At 72.3% G+C, this 17,021-nt stretch carries 13 protein-coding genes; 7 read left to right on the top strand and 6 right to left on the bottom strand.

The features are described 5' to 3' along the window. Positions 1-12 precede the first annotated feature (12 nt). Both ACZ4AA_RS00170 and ACZ4AA_RS00165 read right to left on the bottom strand, forming a co-directional pair. Positions 13-2,097 (bottom strand): YhgE/Pip family protein, encoded by a 2,085-nt coding sequence (locus ACZ4AA_RS00170; protein ID WP_467592850.1) that lies wholly within the window; start codon positions 2,095-2,097, stop codon positions 13-15. Continuing rightward, complete coding sequence (locus tag ACZ4AA_RS00165; protein WP_467592848.1) at positions 2,084-2,947, bottom strand: ATP-binding cassette domain-containing protein; 864 nt, start codon at positions 2,945-2,947, stop codon at positions 2,084-2,086. The genes ACZ4AA_RS00170 and ACZ4AA_RS00165 overlap by 14 nt, the downstream gene beginning before the upstream one ends. 174 nt (positions 2,948-3,121) lie before the next feature. On the opposite strand from ACZ4AA_RS00165, the gene ACZ4AA_RS00160 reads away from it, so the two are divergent. From ACZ4AA_RS00160 to ACZ4AA_RS00150, 3 genes are all read left to right on the top strand, one after another. Further along, a complete protein-coding gene (locus ACZ4AA_RS00160; RefSeq protein ID WP_467592845.1) occupies positions 3,122-3,694 on the top strand; it encodes an SAV_6107 family HEPN domain-containing protein in 573 nt (190 codons plus the stop codon). 210 nt (positions 3,695-3,904) lie between these two features. Then, a complete protein-coding gene (locus ACZ4AA_RS00155) occupies positions 3,905-4,699 on the top strand; it encodes a class I SAM-dependent methyltransferase (protein ID WP_467592843.1) in 795 nt (264 codons plus the stop codon). A gap of 249 nt (positions 4,700-4,948) precedes the next feature. Then, a complete protein-coding gene (locus ACZ4AA_RS00150; RefSeq protein ID WP_467592840.1) occupies positions 4,949-5,350 on the top strand; it encodes a DUF3040 domain-containing protein in 402 nt (133 codons plus the stop codon). 211 nt (positions 5,351-5,561) lie between these two features. Here the strand turns inward: ACZ4AA_RS00150 and ACZ4AA_RS00145 are convergent, their stop codons facing one another. The 4 genes from ACZ4AA_RS00145 to ACZ4AA_RS00130 form a co-directional block, all read right to left on the bottom strand. Then, positions 5,562-7,952: a transglutaminase TgpA family protein gene (locus tag ACZ4AA_RS00145; protein WP_467592837.1), complete on the bottom strand. Its 2,391-nt coding sequence runs from the start codon at positions 7,950-7,952 to the stop codon at positions 5,562-5,564. Then, entirely contained in the window at positions 7,949-9,310 is a 1,362-nt protein-coding gene (locus ACZ4AA_RS00140; RefSeq protein ID WP_467592835.1) for a DUF58 domain-containing protein, read from the bottom strand. Before ACZ4AA_RS00140 ends, ACZ4AA_RS00145 begins: the two co-directional genes overlap by 4 nt. After that, the gene (locus tag ACZ4AA_RS00135; RefSeq protein ID WP_467592832.1) at positions 9,310-10,344 is read right to left on the bottom strand and encodes an AAA family ATPase; all 1,035 of its coding nucleotides are present in this window, start codon (positions 10,342-10,344) and stop codon (positions 9,310-9,312) included. Before ACZ4AA_RS00135 ends, ACZ4AA_RS00140 begins: the two co-directional genes overlap by 1 nt. 264 nt (positions 10,345-10,608) lie before the next feature. Next, the gene (locus tag ACZ4AA_RS00130; RefSeq protein WP_467592829.1) at positions 10,609-11,157 is read right to left on the bottom strand and encodes a beta-class carbonic anhydrase; all 549 of its coding nucleotides are present in this window, start codon (positions 11,155-11,157) and stop codon (positions 10,609-10,611) included. Positions 11,158-11,583: 426 nt separating this feature from the next. Here ACZ4AA_RS00130 and rsmH point away from each other — a divergent pair, with 426 nt between their 5' ends. The 4 genes from rsmH (at position 11,584) to ACZ4AA_RS00110 (ending at position 17,017) form a co-directional block, all read left to right on the top strand. Next, positions 11,584-12,591: a 16S rRNA (cytosine(1402)-N(4))-methyltransferase RsmH gene (gene rsmH / locus ACZ4AA_RS00125; protein ID WP_467592827.1), complete on the top strand. Its 1,008-nt coding sequence runs from the start codon at positions 11,584-11,586 to the stop codon at positions 12,589-12,591. Positions 12,592-12,806: 215 nt separating this feature from the next. Continuing rightward, complete coding sequence (gene ftsL, locus ACZ4AA_RS00120; RefSeq protein ID WP_467592824.1) at positions 12,807-13,334, top strand: cell division protein FtsL; 528 nt, start codon at positions 12,807-12,809, stop codon at positions 13,332-13,334. 5 nt (positions 13,335-13,339) lie between these two features. After that, positions 13,340-15,292 (top strand): peptidoglycan D,D-transpeptidase FtsI family protein, encoded by a 1,953-nt coding sequence (locus ACZ4AA_RS00115; protein ID WP_467592822.1) that lies wholly within the window; start codon positions 13,340-13,342, stop codon positions 15,290-15,292. A gap of 204 nt (positions 15,293-15,496) precedes the next feature. Next, positions 15,497-17,017 carry a UDP-N-acetylmuramoyl-L-alanyl-D-glutamate--2,6-diaminopimelate ligase gene (locus ACZ4AA_RS00110; RefSeq protein ID WP_467592820.1) on the top strand — a complete coding sequence of 507 codons (1,521 nt, stop codon included), beginning with the start codon at positions 15,497-15,499 and terminating at the stop codon, positions 17,015-17,017. The last annotated feature ends 4 nt before the right edge of the window (positions 17,018-17,021 follow it).

Below are 17,021 nucleotides of genomic sequence, written 5' to 3'. Positions count from 1 at the left end.
CCGCGCGCGGAGTCACAGGCTCAGCTCCGGATGCAGCCGGTCGAGGGTCCACACCTGTCTGCGGCGGGCCGTCAGGGCGGTGAGGGCGAGCGCGCCGGCCGTGAAGGCGGTCAGCACGAGACAGGCCGTCCCCACCGGCTCCAAGCCGCCGCCGGTGATGAGCCTGCGGAGGGCCCCGACGACGTAACTCATCGGCAGGTAGGGGTGGATCGCGTTGAAGAACCCGGGACTGGTCTGGACGGGGTAGGTGCCGCCCGCCGACGTCAGCTGGAGCATCAGGAGGGCCAGGACGAGAATCCGGCCCGCCGCTCCGAAGCGGGCGTTCAGCCACTGCACGATCGCCGCGAAGCAGGCCGTCACCAGGAACAGGAAGCCGACCGTTCCCGCCGCCCGCGCCATCTGGAGGCCGATCGCCCAGTGCAGCACCGCCATCAGGGCGGCCGTCTGGAGTACGCCGACGGCGGCGACCGGCAGCCAGCCCGCGAGCGCGATACGCCACGCCGGGGCGCCCGCAGCGAGCGCGCGCCGGTTCAGCGGCTGGATCAGCATGTACGCCACCATCGCGCCGACCCACAGGGACAGCGGGATGAAGTAGGGGGCGAAACCGGTGCCGTAGTTGGGCGCCTTGTGCAGGTCCCTGGAGGCCATGCGCACCGGGTCGGCCATGACCTCGGTGCGCAGGTCGCGGTCGGGCTTGTCGTAGTCGGGGATCTTGCCGGCTCCGTCGTGCAGGCCGCCCGCCAGCTTCCCGGACCCGCCGACGAGCTTGTACAGGCCGCCGTCGAGGTGCCCCGCCCCGGTCCTCAGGCGGCCGACGCCCTTGTCGAGGTCCGCGGCGCCGGTCCTCGCGGTGCCGAGACCCTCGTGCAGCCGCTTCGCGCCCCTGGCGACCGCGGCGGCCCCGTCGTTCAGCTTGTCGATCTTGGAGACGGCGTCGTCGAGATCGGCGGAGAGATGCGGTGAGCGGTCGGCGAGGGCGTTCGCCTGCTTCTCCAGTGTCGCCAGGTTCTTGTCGAGCTCGTCGAGGTCGCCGTCCTGGTCGCCGATCAGCGCGTTCACGTCGTCGGTGACCTTGACGACGTCCGCGGCGGCCTCCGCGGCCTTGGTCAGCTCGGGGCACGCCGGGTCGGGGACCGGCAGGGTCTCGCACCGCGCGCGGTGGACCGAGTCCAGGGCGTCGGAGGCGGCCCGCGCCCCCTTGGCCGCGGCCGGTGCCGTCTTCACCAGGGTGGCGAGGTTGTGGCGGATGCCCGAGGCGGAGTCGGCGACCAGCCGGGCCGTGTCGCCGATCGACTTCTGGTTGTCCTTCAGGAACGGGCCCACCTTGTCCGCGACCCCGTCGACCTTGCCGGCCAGGGCCCGGGTGCCGTCCGCGACCTGGCGCGAACCGTCCTCCAGGTCGCCCGCGCCGGTGGTGAGCTTCCCTACGCCCCCGGAGAGCGTTCCGCTGCCCTTCTTGGCCTCCTTCAGGCCGTCCGCGAGCGCCTTGGAGCCCTTCTTCGCCGTGCCGAGGCCGTCGTTGAGCCGGTCGGCGCCCTCGGCCGCCTTCACGGTCTTCCCGTGGATGTCCGAGAAGGAGATGAAGATCTTGTCGAGGAACGAACGCGAGGCCTTCGTGGAGGCGGCCGTGCGCACCTCGCTGAACACCGTCCGGGAGATCTGGCCGACGATGTAGTTGTTCGCGTCGTTGGTGCGCACCTGGAGCGCGCTGGTCTCGGGCGAACCCCCGGAACTGGAGGCGATCCTGCGGCTGAAGTCGCCCGGCATGGTCAGCGACAGGTAGTACGTGCCGTCCTCCACGCCCCGGCGGGCCTCGGCCGAGCCGACCTCGTGCCACTCGAAGGTGTCGCTGTCGCGCAGCCCCTCGGTGATGGTGTCCCCGACGGAGACCCTGCGGCCGCCGGCCGTCGCGCCCTTGTCGTCGTTCACCAGCGCCACGGGGATGCGGTCCAGACGGCCGTACGGGTCCCAGAACGACCACAGGTAGAGGGCGCCGTAGAGCAGGGGCAGCAGCAGGAGCGCGACCAGGGCGGCGCGCGGGAGCTTGCCCCGGCCGAAGCGGCGGAGTTCGAGAAAGGCCAATTCAGGCGAGCGCATCGGCCGTCTTCCTGTCGAGTTTCCCGCTGTCGCTGTCGCTGTCGCTGTCGCTGTCGCTGTCGCTGTCGCTGTCGCTGTCGCTGTCGCTGTCACGGCTGTCGGTGTCGGTGCCGCTGTCGTCGTCCTGTCCGCCGGCGGCCGTCGCGGTGCCGGTGGCCGGTGCGGTGGACACGATCACCGCACCCTCGGGAGCCTCGCTGCACACCGCCACGACGGTGGTGCCGGACTCGGCGAGCGACCTCAACAGGGCCCAGGCCTGTGACCGTTCGGCGTCCGACAGCTTGAGGTCGGTGTCGTCGACCCCGAGCAGTCGCGGGCGGCCGATCAGGGCCAGCGCGAGGGACAGGCGCAGCTTCTCCAGCCGTTCCAGGTCCCGTACGGCGGTCCTCGGTCCCTTGGGCAGGGTGTCCGGGTCGAGCCCGGCGGCGGCCAGCGCGGCGGCGATCCGCGACTCGGCCTCGCCCCTCCGCTCGCGGCGAGGCCGCAGCAGGGCGCGCAGTGAACTCCCGAACCGCCTTTGCAGCAGAGCCCGTTCGCGCAGATGCTCGCCGACGGTCAGCGCGGGGTCGAGGTCGGTGACCCCGGGAACGTGGGCGAGCGCGCTGGTCCGGCGCACCGCGGCCATCTGCTTCGGCAGCTCCGACGTCCCCACGGACGCCGTTCCCTCGGTGGCCTTCATCCGGCCCGTGAGGGCGAGCAGCAGGCAGGTGCGGCCCGATCCGGACGGCCCCTCGACCGCGATGAGCGATCCGGGTTCCGCTTCGAGAAGGACCCCGCGGAACGCCCACCCGCGGGGCCCTTCGAGTCCGAAGTCCCGGGCTGTGACGCCCACTCCATGCGGAACGTCCACAGTTTCCCCGATTTCCTGGAACACATTCGAACTCTTTGAACTGACTGGTCAGTGCAAAACTATCCCGAACTTGCGATCGAAGCAAAACCGCAGGTCAGAACGGATTGTCAGTGGCATACCGCACGATGGGCGCATACGGCCACAGTGCCGTCACACGACGACAGGAGGTTCGTCATGGCCAGCTCTTCCGCAGCCGCCGCCCGTCGGCGCCGCGCCACCGGCCCTGCCCCCTCACCGACCGGACCGGCGGGCGACGTGCACCCCGTGCTCCGCCGGGCCACGGCCCCGCCCGCCGCCCTCGACCTGCTCTCCCAGGCCCGCGCCGGACTCGACGAGGCGGCGGCCCTGGAGACATCCAACGAGCGCTACGCGACGGCCCACTTGGCCGCCCTGCGCACCGCCGCCGCCGTCCTCGCCGTGCGGGCCAACCCGGAGCCCGCCGCGCGGCGCAGGGCACGCATCCGCAGCGCCTGGGAGGTGCTTCCGGAGATCGCGCCCGAACTGACCGAGTGGAGCGCGCTGTTCGCCTCCGGCGCCACCCGCCGCGCCCGCGCCGAGGCCGGCATCCAGGGAGCGGCCAGCACCCGCGACGCCGACGACCTGATACGCGATGTCGCCATGTTCCTGCGCCTGGTGGAGCGGATGCTGCTGCTCCAGCCCGTCCTGCCCCAGCCCCGCCAGGACGGGGACCGGGGTGAGGGCCCGGGCGGGCGCGGGGCGGACGGGGAGGTGCCGGACGCGGGTTGACCGGCGGGGGACCGGGGCAGGAGCGCGCGAGGGGCCACGTCCGGGCGTCCGTCCCGCGCCCGCTCGTCAGGTGTTCCGGCGCGCGTGAGACGGGGGACCGGTCACGGGGGCGGAGGCAATAGGGTGGAGGCGCCTGCTGCCTCCCCGCCGGGAGGCTCGAAGATCGCTCCGCCGTTCGACAGGCGGTGCCGCGCCGAGGAGTCAACTGCCGTGTCGGACCCGATGCGCCCCCGCGCTTCTCTCCGTACCGCCGTCGTCTGGGAGGTCCTCAAGGACGCCCTGGACCGTCAGGTCAAGGCGGCCGGACGGGAGTCGCTCGACGTACTCGACACGGGCGGCGGCAGCGGCAACTTCGCCGTCCCCGTGGCCCGCCTCGGTCACCGTGTCACCGTCGTCGACCCCAGCCCGAACGCGCTGTTCGCCCTGGAGCGCCGTGCCGCCGAGGCTGGCGTCGCCGACCGCGTCCAGGGTGTCCAGGGTGACGCGCACGGCCTCTTCGACGTGGTCGAGCGCGGCCGCTACGACGCGGTGCTGTGCCACGGCGTCCTGGAGTACGTCGACGACCCGGCCGAAGGCGTGCGCAACGTCGTGGACGCGCTGCGCCCCGAGGGTGTCCTCAGCCTCCTCGCCGCGGGCCTGGGCGGAGCCGTGCTGGCCCGTGCGCTCGCCGGGCACTTCAAGGAGGCCCGGCACGCGCTCGACGACCCGGACGGACGCTGGGGCGAGAGTGATCCCGTGCCGCACCGGTTCACCGCCGATCAGCTCACCTCCCTGGTCGCGGGCGCCGGCCTGCACGTCGCCGCCGTGCACGGGGTACGGGTCTTCGCCGACCTGGTGCCGGGCGTCCTGGTGGACACCGAGCCGGGGGCCCTGGAGGCACTGCTGAAGCTGGAGGCGGCGGCGGCCGAGCTCACCGCGTTCCACTCGGTGGCCACACAGCTCCATGTGCTCGGCGAGGCCCGGGGGGCTTCACGGGACGGAGTCGCTCCCGTGGCGCGCCGCTGATCAGGGGCTCGACGGCAGATGGAGTACGCCACAGACCACCCGATCGAGTGCTCGGCGCCGTATGATCGGGGGAGACCGTCCGGCATGACGGACCGTTCGCTGGGGAATGCACGCCTCAGCGCATCGGGGCGCCATGAAGGGTCTCGGTCGGTGAATTGGCGTAGAGGGCGGGTTTCACGGGGCCGATTCCCTGCCTATCCTGAAGGGGACCCCCGGTCGCCCCGGCGACTGCACGATGAGGAGGACTCCGTGCCGCTCTCGGAGCACGAGCAGCGAATGCTCGAGCAGATGGAGCGAGCGCTGTACGCCGAAGATCCCAAGTTCGCGACAGCGCTTGAGGGAAGCGGACTGCGTACGTACACCCGGCGACGGGTCTACCAAGCGGTCGCGGGCTTCCTAGTGGGTATCGCGCTCCTCATGGCCGGAATGGTCGCGGTCCTGATCTGGCTGAGCGTGGTGGGCTTCCTCGTCATGCTGGGCTGTGCGGTGCTCGCCGTCACCGGCTGGCGCAAAGCTCCCAAGCCGGGTGAGCAGCCGACCGTGCCGGGTGCGACACCCGCCTCCCGTCGGCAGGGCCGACAGCGCCGTTCCATGATGGACCGGATCGAACAACGCTGGCAGCGCCGGCGCGACGAGCAGGGCGGCAACTGAGCCGTCGGCGTCGCCACCGCAGACATACGTGAGGGGGTGTCCACCCGGATCCGGGTGGACACCCCCTCACGCGTATGTGCGGTCACCCCCTCCGGAGCACAGCCCCTGGCGCCGCCGCCCCGGTCCGGTCACCCTCGACGGACGGGACGGCCCCCGCCCGGGCCGCGGGACGTTCGAGCCCTGCGGGGGCGGGAGCGGGGGCCGTTCCGTGTCAGCTGTTCTGGCCCGACGGGCGGCGGAACAGGGCCTGTCGACGGGCCGCCAGACGGGCTCCCAGCGCCGTCCGGGCGGCGGAGGCCATCCAGATCACCCGGACGGCCGAACGCGGCGCGAGGAGAGCGCGCAGCCGGGCGGGCCGGCTCGCGGAGGTCCTGAAGGAGCTCCCGACCTGACGCGCGTCGTTCGCGAGGCCCGCCACCGGCCGGGGGTGCGGAGCGTAGAGAACCTGCTCCACGGCCGCGGCCAGTCGGTGCACCGCGGCCTCGGCCTCCGCATCCAGGCCGCCCAGTCTCACGATCCGCTCGGCCGCCTTCCTCGGCGTCTGCGACTCCTCCGGCGCGATCCCGTGGTCCCACGCCGTGTCGGTCACCTCCGCCCAGGCCCCCAGCGTGTACGCCGCGACATCCGCCTCGCTCCGGCCGTGGCCGCCGAGCCGCATCGCCCGCACCCGTGTCCGCCACAGCATGGGCAGCAGCGGCACGCCCAGGCCCAGGAGCCCGGCCAGCGTCAGTCCGAGGATCTTCGTCCAGGGCCAGTCGTCGTCCTGGGGGCCGACCGCCACCGCCGAGGACTGGTCGGGGCAGGCCGCCAGCTTCCGCAGCTGGGGCGAGCAGCTCTCGCTCGCCGACGGCTCGGACGAAGGCGCCGCCGACGTCGAGAACGACGGCTTCGGGGCGGCGGACTCGGTGTCGCCCGGCGTGTTCGTCTGGGTGTACGACGGCACCGAACCCCGGCTCGGGGTCGGCTCGAAGCGGGTCCAGCCCACGCCCTCGAAATACAGCTCGGGCCAGGCGTGCGCGTCCCGCAGCCCCACCGACATCGAGCCGTCCGCCTGCGGGGTCCCCGACGTGAAGCCCACCGCCACGCGGGCCGGAATCCCGAGCGTCCGCGCCATCGAGGCCATCGCGAAGGAGAAGTGGACGCAGAAGCCCTCCTTCTCCTTCAGGAAGTTCGCGATGGCGGCGGAGCCGGTGCCGGCCCGCACCTGGGTGTTGTAGCGGAAGTTGCCGCTGACGGCGAAGTAGTCCTGGAGCTTGACCGCCTGCTCGTAGTGGTTGGCCGAGCCCGCGGTGACCTTGCGGGCCGTTCTCGCCACCACCTCGGGCAGCGAGGCCGGGACCTTGGTGTACTCGCGCTTCATAGCGGGCGAGGGCTCCGGGGCGTTCGCCAGCTGCTGCGCCGTCGGCTCCACCATCAGGCTCGTGACCTCGTACTGCGCACCACGGGTGTTCTGCCCGTGGTCGCCCACGAGGGTGCGGCCCACGGGTTCGTAGCGCCAGTTGCCCTTGATGTCCACCTTGCTGGCCGGGTACGGCATCGGCAGCCAGTCCTGCGCGTACCAGTCGGCCGCGGCGATCCGGGTCCGGATCGTCGCCCGCTTGACCTCGCCCGACAGTCCGACCGGCGCCGGGAACGTCTTCGGCACGTCCACGATGTGACGCTGTGCGGGCTTCCACGCCGTGCCGTCGAAGTCGTCCAGCGAGACGATCCGCAGATACAGGTTCGGTGTGTCCGCGGTGTCCGTGCGGTACGTCATGACCGTGCGGTCCTCGTCCACGTTCAGACTGTCGCGGAGGGAGACCAGCGGGTTCACCGCGGAGATCGTGCCGCCGCCTCCGGTGCCGTTGCCGATGCCCCGGCCCGCGCCGTCCAGCAGACCTCCGTCGAACGAGGGCAGAACGAGCGGGACGAACAGGGCGACACCCAGCGCGACCGCGCCGATCCGCCGTCCGGTGCGCACGGGCGCGACCGCACCGCTCGCGGGCGCCGGGCCGGGCGCGCGGGCCGCTCCGCCGAAGACACGGCCCCACTGCGAGAGCCGGTCCCGGCTCTCGGCCAGCAGCAGCATCAGATAGCCGGCGGCCGAGAGCAGGAACCACAGCCAGGCCGCGCCGCCGCCGGACAGGCCCGCGGCGACCGAGTACAGGGCGAGCAGCGGAAGGCCGGCGGGCGCGGCGCTGCGGTAGGTCACCGCGAGGGTGTCCACCGCGAGCCCGATCACCAGGACACCGCCGATCACCATCAGCCGGATCCCGTCCGACAGCGGGGCCGGGATCGAGTATCTGCCGACGTCGTCGGCGCCCGCCCGGAGCAGGTCCGAGAAGTGCTGGAAGGCCTCGGGCCCGGGAACGATCCCGGCGAGGGACTGATGCCGGGCGAAGACCAGCGTCAGCATCATCAGCGTCACCAGCGCCTGGGCCGCCACGGTCAGCGGCCGGGCCAGCGGGACCCGCCGGGTCAGCGCGCCGACACCGGTCTGCACGGCCAGCAGGAACGCCGCCTGGAAGATCCAGGTCGCCGGGTTCACCAGCGGCAGCAGCGCGCAGGACGTCATCAGTGTGGCCGCCGCCGCGCACAGCGCCAGCCGGGCCCGCCCGCTCATACGCCCTCACCCCCCGTGTTCGTCCCCGTCGACGCCAGGTGGGTGCGCTGACGGTCCGCCTCGCGCCACAGGTCGGCGAGCGACGCCCCCCGCGGTACCGCGACGGCGGTCCACCCCGCCTCGCGCAGCATGCGCAGCGGGTCCGCGCCCTCGTCCGGCGGACCGGGCACATCGGCCGGTTCCCGCACCCAGGACTCGCTGTCCAGCAGGAACGCGACGGCCCCGCCGCTGCGCTGACGCATCTTGCCGAGCACGGTCGCCTGCTCCTCGTCGAGATCGCCGAGGAAGGCGATCAGCAGTCCTTCGTTGCCGCCGCGCAGCACCTCGTACGCCCGGGAGAGACCCGTGCCGTTCGAGTGGTCGACGACCGCGAGCGTGTCCATCATCATCCCGGCGGCGTCCGCCGACTCCTGGCTCGCGCCCGCGAACCCGTCGGAGCCCTCGCCGGGCACGGAGCTGCCGGTGTCCGTCAGAAGGCGGACCGAGAAGCCCCGTTCGAGCATGTGCAGCAGGGTGGACGCCGTCCCCGAGACGGCCCATTCGAAGGCCGAGTCGGGTCCCGCGCCCTGGAAGGCGATGCCCCGGGTGTCCAGCAGCACGGTGCAGCGGGAGCGCTGGGGCTGTTCCTCGCGGCGGACCATCAGCTCGCCGTAACGGGCGGTCAGCCGCCAGTGCACCCGGCGCAGGTCGTCGCCGTAGCGGTACCCGCGCGGAATGATGTCGTCCTCCCCGGCCAGCGCGAGCGAGCGCTGCCGCCCGTCGCCGTACCCCTTCGCCTCACCGGCCAGCCGCACCGGCGGCAGCGCCTCCACGCGCGGGATGACGGTCAGGGTGTCGTAGGCGGAGAAGGAGCGGGTCAGCTCGCACATGCCGAACGGGTCGGTCAGCCGCAGCTGGAGCGGGCCCAGCGGGTAGCGGCCGCGCAGATCCGAGCGCACGCGGTAGGACACCTCGCGGCGGCCGCCCGCCTCCACCCGATCCAGCACGAAGCGGGGCCGCGGACCGAGGACGTAGGGCACCTTGTCCTGGAGCATCAGCAGACCGGTGGGCAGCCGCGAGATGTTGTCCATGCGCAGATGCACGCGGGCCTCGGAGCCCGCGGGCACGCGCCCGGGGGAGAGCCTGCGGCTGCCCGCGACCCGGTAGCGGGTGCGGTACAGCACGATCGCGCAGACCAGCGGCAGCACCGCGAGGAGCAGGCCGACCCGGAGCAGATCGCTCTGCCCCAGGACGTACGCGCAGATCATGGCGGCCACTCCGGCGGCCAGGAACGAGCGGCCGCGCGTGGTGAGACCGGCGAGCGCGGTGCGCAGCCCGCCCTTGTCCTCGGCGGTCTGCCCCGTGCTCGCCTGTGTCATCACAGCCTCCGGGGCGGCTGCTGACCGTAGGTGGGCGCGCCCCGGCCCATCGACAGGCCGGACTGCTGGGGAGCGGCGGGCACCGGGGTGCGCTGGAGGATCTCCTGGACGACCTGCTCGGCCGTGCGCCGGTTCAACTGGGCCTGGGCCGTGGGCAGCAGGCGGTGGGCCAGGACCGCGACGGCGAGTGCCTGCACGTCGTCCGGCAGCGCGAACTCCCGGCCGCTGAGAGCGGCGGACGCCTTCGCCGCGCGCAGCAGATGCAGCGTGGCGCGCGGTGAGGCGCCGAGTCTCAGGTCGGGGTGGTTGCGCGTCGCGCCCACCAGGTCCACCGCGTAGCGGCGCACCGGGTCGGCGACGTGCACGGTGCGGACCGCGTCGATCAGCTTCACGATGTCGTGGGCGTGGGCGACCGGCTGGAGGTCGTCCAGCGGGCTCACCCCGCCGTGGACGTCCAGCATCTGGAGTTCGGCTTCCGCGCTCGGGTAGCCGATGGAGACACGGGCCATGAAGCGGTCGCGCTGGGCCTCGGGCAGGGGGTAGGTGCCCTCCATCTCGACCGGGTTCTGGGTGGCCACCACCATGAACGGGCTGGGCAGTTCGTAGGTCTGCCCGTCGATGGTGACCTGCCGCTCCTCCATCGACTCCAGGAGCGCGGACTGCGTCTTGGGCGATGCGCGGTTGATCTCGTCGCCGATCACGATCTGCGCGAAGATCGCTCCCGGCTTGAACTCGAAGTCCCGGCGCTGCTGGTCCCAGATGGACACACCCGTGATGTCCGAGGGCAGCAGGTCGGGCGTGAACTGGATACGCCGCACCGAACAGTCGATGGAGCGCGCCAGCGCCTTGGCGAGCATGGTCTTGCCGACGCCGGGGACATCCTCGATCAGAAGATGCCCCTCGGCCAGCAGCACGGTCAGCGAAAGCCGTACGACCTCTGGCTTGCCCTCGATCACTCCTTCCACCGAACTGCGCACACGCTCCGCAGTGGCGGTCAGATCTGTAAGGCTCGCTCGATCGTCATAGGTCGTCACCCGGCCCTCCTCGGCCCGTTCGGGCCGACGCCCTGTGCGGACCGGCCCACCCCGAAACACGGGCACCACGCGCGAAAGGTTCCGCGTGACGCCACACCCGCATTCTTGTTGCCGTTACCGGTTCGTGTCATCCGCCTGTGGACAAGTGGCCGCGATATGTCAGTTCTTACGGCTCTTTGGGCACCGGACGGCCGGGGTTTTTTGTGAAGCGAGGGTCCCACGAGCTGCGGAGGACCGGCGACCGGGGGTTGCGGCAGCGGCGGATCAGGCGGGGTCGATCTCCCGCAGCAGGCCGGTCGTGACGTCGAAGACGAAGCCGCGTACGTCGTCGGTGTGCACCAGGAACGGGGAGGTGCGCACACGCTGCATCGACTGCCGTACGTCCTGGTCGACGTCGCGGAAGGCCTCCACCGCCCACGCGGGGCGCTGGCCGACCTCCATCTCCAGGTCGTGCCGGAACTCCTCGGTGAGGGACTCCAGGCCGCAGCCGGTGTGGTGGATGAGCGCCACACTGCGGGTGCCGAGGGCTCGCTGGCTGATCGTGAGCGAGCGGATCACGTCGTCGGTGACCACGCCGCCGGCGTTGCGGATGGTGTGGCAGTCGCCCAGTTCCAGGCCGAGGGCGCGGTGCAGGTCGAGCCGGGCGTCCATACAGGCCACCACGGCGACCCGCAGCACGGGGCGTGCGTCCATGCCCGGGTCGGTGAAGGCGGCGGCGTACTGCCCGTTCGACTCCACGAGGCGGTCGGTGACCGTGCGCTCTGGGGCTATGGCGTCTTCGGGTTCGGTGGGAACAGATGCGGAAGTCGTCATACCCATGACGTTACTGGTCACGCCCGGAGCGGTCCTGCTGTGAGAGGGGACAAAGAATGTCATCGCGTCTTGTTGTGAGGTAATCCACACGGGCGGTGACGACGTGCCCGTTCGGGTGATTCTTCCGGATCCGCCGCTTCGGTCCGAGCGCCGTCCGCGACGCGCATGCCGGTTGATTGACCGCGAGACACCGTGGACTAAAGTGACGCGAAGCGGGAGGCGAGGCTCTCCCCGATGGACTGTTTTTCCCAGGAGACCCGGCGACTTTCCGGAGTCTCCCCGCGTGCGCGGCGCGTACGTACGGCTCGGCCTCCTCCCGCTCCCGGTCGGCCGACGCCATTCAACCGGCGTCGGCGGGCCTCCCCTTCCCGAGCGGGTGGGGACCCGGCGGTGCGTAGGGCCGCGCCGGACCTGAGAGGGCCCGGAATGCAAGGGCGCGAAGCGCTTCCCGACGAGGGTGACAGCGGGCGGCCGGACGGACGGAACCGACACGTCCCGGTCATGCTCAGGCGGTGCCTGGACATGCTGGCCCCGGCCCTCGCCGAGCCGGGAGCCGTGGTCGTCGACTGCACGCTCGGGCTCGGCGGTCACAGCGAGGCACTGCTCACCCGGTTCCCCGAGGCACGGCTCGTCGCCCTGGACCGGGACAAGGAGGCGCTGCGCCTCTCCGGGGAGCGGCTCGCCCCGTACGGCGAGCGCGCCACCCTGGTGCACGCCGTCTACGACGAACTCCCCGACGTGCTCGACCGTCTGGACATCCCGCGTGTCCAGGGCGTCCTGTTCGACCTCGGCGTCTCCTCCATGCAGCTCGACGAGGCCGACCGCGGCTTCGCCTACGCGCAGGACGCCCCGCTCGACATGCGCATGGACCAGACGACCGGCATGAGTGCCGCCGAGGTGCTCAACACCTACCCGCCGGGCGAGCTGGTCCGGATCCTGCGGGCGTACGGCGAGGAGAAGCAGGCCAAGCGGATCGTCTCCGCGGTCGTGCGCGAGCGCGACAAGGAGCCCTTCACCAACAGCGCCCGGCTCGTCGAACTGATCCGTGACGCGCTGCCCCAGGCGGCCAAGCGCACCGGCGGCAACCCCGCCAAGCGCACCTTCCAGGCACTGCGCATCGAGGTCAACGGCGAACTGAGCGTCCTGGAACGGGCGATCCCCGCGGCCGTGAAGACGCTCGCCGTCGGCGGACGCGTCGCCGTGCTGTCGTACCACTCGCTGGAGGACCGGCTGGTCAAGCAGGTGTTCGCGGCCGGTGCCGCCAACACCGCACCGCCCGGACTGCCGGTCGTGCCCGAGCGCTACCAGCCGCGGCTCAAGCTCCTCACCCGCGGTGCCGAACTTCCCACCGAGGAAGAGGTCGCCGAGAACCGCCGGGCGGCTCCCGCCCGGCTGCGCGGGGCGGAGCGCATCCGCGAGGAATCCGCCGAGTGAGGTGCGGGGAGAAGGAGGGGACGTGAGGCGCGAAGGCGGACGCCCGCGACGCCATGCACCCCTTTCCCCGGCCCGCACGGCGGCGGGGGCCGGGAACCACGGAGCCCGGCCGTTCGGTGAGTCCGGGAACCGGATCCGCGATGGTTTCGTGAGTAGGGGAACCGGACCCATGGAGCGGCCGTGACACCGGTACACCAGAGCCACAGGGAGGGCGCGTGAGCGGCACACCCGAACTCAGGGGGCGGGCCGCCAGACTCGCGCGGCTCCTTCCGTCCGGAGCGAGGCAGGCCGCCCGCACCCCCTTCGTCCTCCTGGTGGTCCTTCTCCTCGCCGGCGGCCTCATCGGGCTCCTGGTGCTGAACTCGGCCCTCAGCGAGGGCGCGTTCCGCCTCGACGACCTCCAGAAGGACACCAAGAACCTCACCGACGAGGAACAGGCCCTCCAGCGGGACGTGGACGCCTACTCCGCCCCCGACGCGCTCCAGCGCCGCGCCCGTGAACTCGGCATGGTCCCAGGCGGCGACCCGGCCTTCCTCGGTCCCGACGGCACGGTCAAGGGCGTTCCCGGAGCCGCCGGATCCGCCGCGCGGTCCCCGGTGACGCCCCCGCCCGACGTCCTCGCCCCGGTCCCCTCCACCCCGGCCCCGGCGGCGTCCCCCGCCTCGCGGCAGCCCTCCGCGGGAGCGTCCGCGACCCGGAGCCCCGTCCCGTCCGCACAGCCCTCCACGACCCACGGCAGGTGACGGAAGTGTCCGACAGGGAACCGCCGCGCCGCCGGGTGCCAGGACCCGCCAGGCCCGCACGCCCGGCCGGCCGGAGCCGCCCCGGTCCTGGCGGCCGCCCCGTGCGCCGCCCGGCCCCGGCCCGTCCCGGCGGCCCGCGCGTCATCCGCCTCGGCAGCCCCCGCCCCCGGCTGCGCATGGTCAGCCTCGCGCTGACGCTGGTGATGATCGCGTTCGTCGTGCGGCTCCTCCAGGTGCAGGCCGTGGACGCGGGCACCTACGCCGCCAAGGCCGAGCAGAACCGCTACGTCGGGCGCACCCTGGCCGCCGAGCGCGGCGGGATCACCGACCGCGACGGCGTCGAGCTGGCGACGAGCGTGGACGCGTACGACATCACCGCGGACCCGACGATGTTCACCCGCGAGGCCACGAAGGTCGGGGACGCCCCCGAGCAGGCCGCCGCCCTCCTCGGCCCGATCATCGGCCAGGACGTGGACACCGTCGCCAGGAAGCTGCGGACCCCGAACACCCGCTACACGCTCCTCGCCCACCGCCGCACCCCCCAGGTCTGGCAGCAGATCAAGGACCTCAAGAGCACGCTCGCGGCCAAGGCCGGGACCGACCGGAGCACGGTCAACGTCCTGGCCGGCGTCCTCGCCGTGCCGGCCAGCAAGCGCGTGTACCCGAACGGAGACCTCGCCGCCGGGATACTGGGCTGGGTCAACGCCGACGGCAAGGGCGGCGGCGGCGTCGAGCAGCAGCTGAACAAGGATCTCACCGGCAAGGACGGCAAGATCCGCTACGCCCAGTCCGGAGGCCGCCAGGTGCCGACCGTGGGCTCCACCGAGACACCGGCCGTGGCCGGTGCCGACGTCGAGCTCACCATCGACCGGGACATCCAGTGGGCCGCGCAGGACGCCATCACCCAGCAGGTGAAGGCCTCACGGGCGGACCGCGGCTACGTGATAGTGCAGGACACGAGGACGGGACAGGTCCTGGCCATGGCCAACGCGCCCGGCTTCGACCCCAACGACCTCACCCAGGCCAACGCCGCGGCCATGGGCAACGCGGCCCTCCAGGACGCCTACGAGCCCGGCTCCACCGCCAAGCTGATGTCGATGGCCGCCGTCCTCCAGGAGGACGTGGCGACCCCCAGGACCCATGTCGTCGTCCCCAACCGGCTGCACCGCGGCGACCGGCTCTTCCAGGACGACGTCGACCACAAGACCTGGGACCTCACGCTCAACGGCGTGCTCGCCAGGTCCAGCAACATCGGCACCATCCTGGCGACCGGCCAGCTCGGCAAGACCCAGAAACAGGCCAACCAGGTCCTGTACTCGTATCTGCGCAAGTTCGGCATCGGCAGTCACACCGGGCTCGGTTTCCCCGGCGAGACGGCGGGCATCCTCGCGCCCGCCGACAAGTGGTCGACCTCGCAGCAGTACACGATCCCTTTCGGCCAGGGCATGTCGATCAACGCGATGCAGGCGGCCTCCGTCTACTCGACGATCGCCAACGGCGGCGTCCGCGTCGAGCCCACCCTGGTGCGCGGCACGAAGGGGCCCGACGGCCGTTTCACCCCGGCGCCCGCGCCGAAGAAGAACCGGGTCGTGAGCGAGAAGACGGCGAAGACGCTCGCCCAGATGCTGGAGTCCGTGGTGGACGACGAACAGGGCACCGGCATCAAGGCGCGCATTCCCGGCTACCGGGTCGCGGGCAAGACCGGTACGGCCAATCGCGTGGATCCGGCCACCGGCAAGTACCACGGCTACACCTCGTCGTTCGCCGGGTTCGCCCCCGCGGACAAGCCCCGGATCACCGTCTACTGCGCGATCCAGAACGCCACGAAGGGCAGCTACTACGGCGGCCAGATCTGCGGTCCCGTCTTCAAGCAGGTGATGGAGTTCGCCCTGAAGACCCTTCAGGTCCCGCCCACCGGAGCACCCGCGGCCCGGCTGCCCGTCGAGTTCACGCCGTGACCGTCCCCGACCGCACGCCCTGATCAGCACGTACGCACAACGGACCAGGAACCACTCGTGACAACGATCCCCCCGGACCCCGGGAACCAGCCCTCCCCGCGCACCCCGTCCGCGCCCTCGCTTCGCCCCGGCGGGGGTGAGCCCGGTACGCTCACCGCCGTGCCACAAGCTGATCAGTCCCAAACCACCCAGAAGGGCGTTCCTGTGACATATCCGGGGCCGCCGCGTCCGGTTCACGTCTCCGCCACCCCCGTCGCGGAGCTGGCCGATCAGCTGGGCGCCGAGGACCCGGGGAGCGACGCCGGGGTCACGGGCATCACCCATGACTCCCGAGCGGTGCGCCCCGGTGACGTGTACGCCGCTCTGCCCGGAGCCCGGCTGCACGGCGCCGACTTCGTGACCCAGGCGGCCGGCCTCGGAGCCGTCGCCGTGCTCACCGACCCGACCGGCGCCGGCCGCGCCGCGGCCACCGGTCTGCCGGTCCTCGTCGTCGAGGACCCGCGCGGATCGATGGGCGAGCTCGCGGCCACCATCTACGGCCACCCGGGCCGCGATCTCCTCCAGATCGGCATCACCGGGACCTCCGGCAAGACCACCACGGCCTACCTCGTCGAGGGCGGCCTGAAGACGGTCCGCTCCACCGGGCTGATCGGCACGGTCGAGACGCGCATCGGGGACGAGCGCATCAAGTCGGAGCGGACCACGCCCGAGGCCACCGACCTCCAGGCCCTGTTCGCGGTCATGCGCGAGCGCGGGGTCGACTCGGTCGCGATGGAGGTCTCCAGCCACGCCCTGGTCCTCGGCCGCGTCGACGGCTGCGTCTTCGACGTCGCCGTCTTCAACAACCTCAGCCCGGAACACATGGAGTTCCACACGGGCATGGAGGACTACTTCCAGGCCAAGGCCCAGCTGTTCACGGCCAGGCGCAGCCGGCTCGGCGTCGTGAACCTCGACGACGAGTACGGCCGCAGGCTCGCCGGGGAGGCCACCGTCCCGGTCGTCACCTTCTCCGCCGAGGGCCACCCGGACGCCGACTGGCGCGCCGAGGAGGTCGAAGTCGGCCCGATGGACTCGACGTTCACCGCCGTCGGCCCCAAGGGCGAGCGGGTCACCGCCCGCTCGCCGCTCGCCGGCCCCTTCAACGTGGCGAACACCCTCGCCGCGATCGTCGCCCTCGCGGCCGCCGGGATCGACCCGCAAACCGCGGCCGACGGCATCGCCGCCGTCCCCGGGGTGCCGGGCCGGCTGGAGCGCGTGGACGAGGGCCAGCCCTACCTCGCCGTCGTCGACTACGCCCACAAGACGGACGCCGTCGAATCCGTCCTGCGCGCCCTGCGCAAGGTCACCGAGGGCGAACTGCACGTGGTGCTCGGCTGCGGTGGCGACCGGGACACGACCAAGCGGAAGCCGATGGGCGCGGCCGTGGCCCGGCTCGCCGACACCGCCGTCCTCACCTCCGACAACCCCCGTTCCGAGGACCCGCTCGCGATTCTCGCCACCATGCTCGCGGGAGCCGCCGAGGTACCGGCCCACGAGCGGGGCGAGGTCCAGGTCTTCGAGGACCGGGCCGCCGCCATCGCCGCGGCCGTCGCGCGCGCAAAGCCGGGCGACACCGTGCTGGTCGCGGGCAAGGGCCACGAGCAGGGCCAGGACATCGCCGGGGTGGTGCGTCCCTTCGACGACCGCCAGGTGCTCCGCGAAGCTATCCAGCAGACCCAGGGATGAACTT

The organism is Streptomyces sp. NPDC024698, from assembly GCF_055559015.1.
The sequence above is the reverse complement of the archived record's forward strand: the minus strand, read 5'-3'. Positions and strand labels throughout refer to the sequence as shown.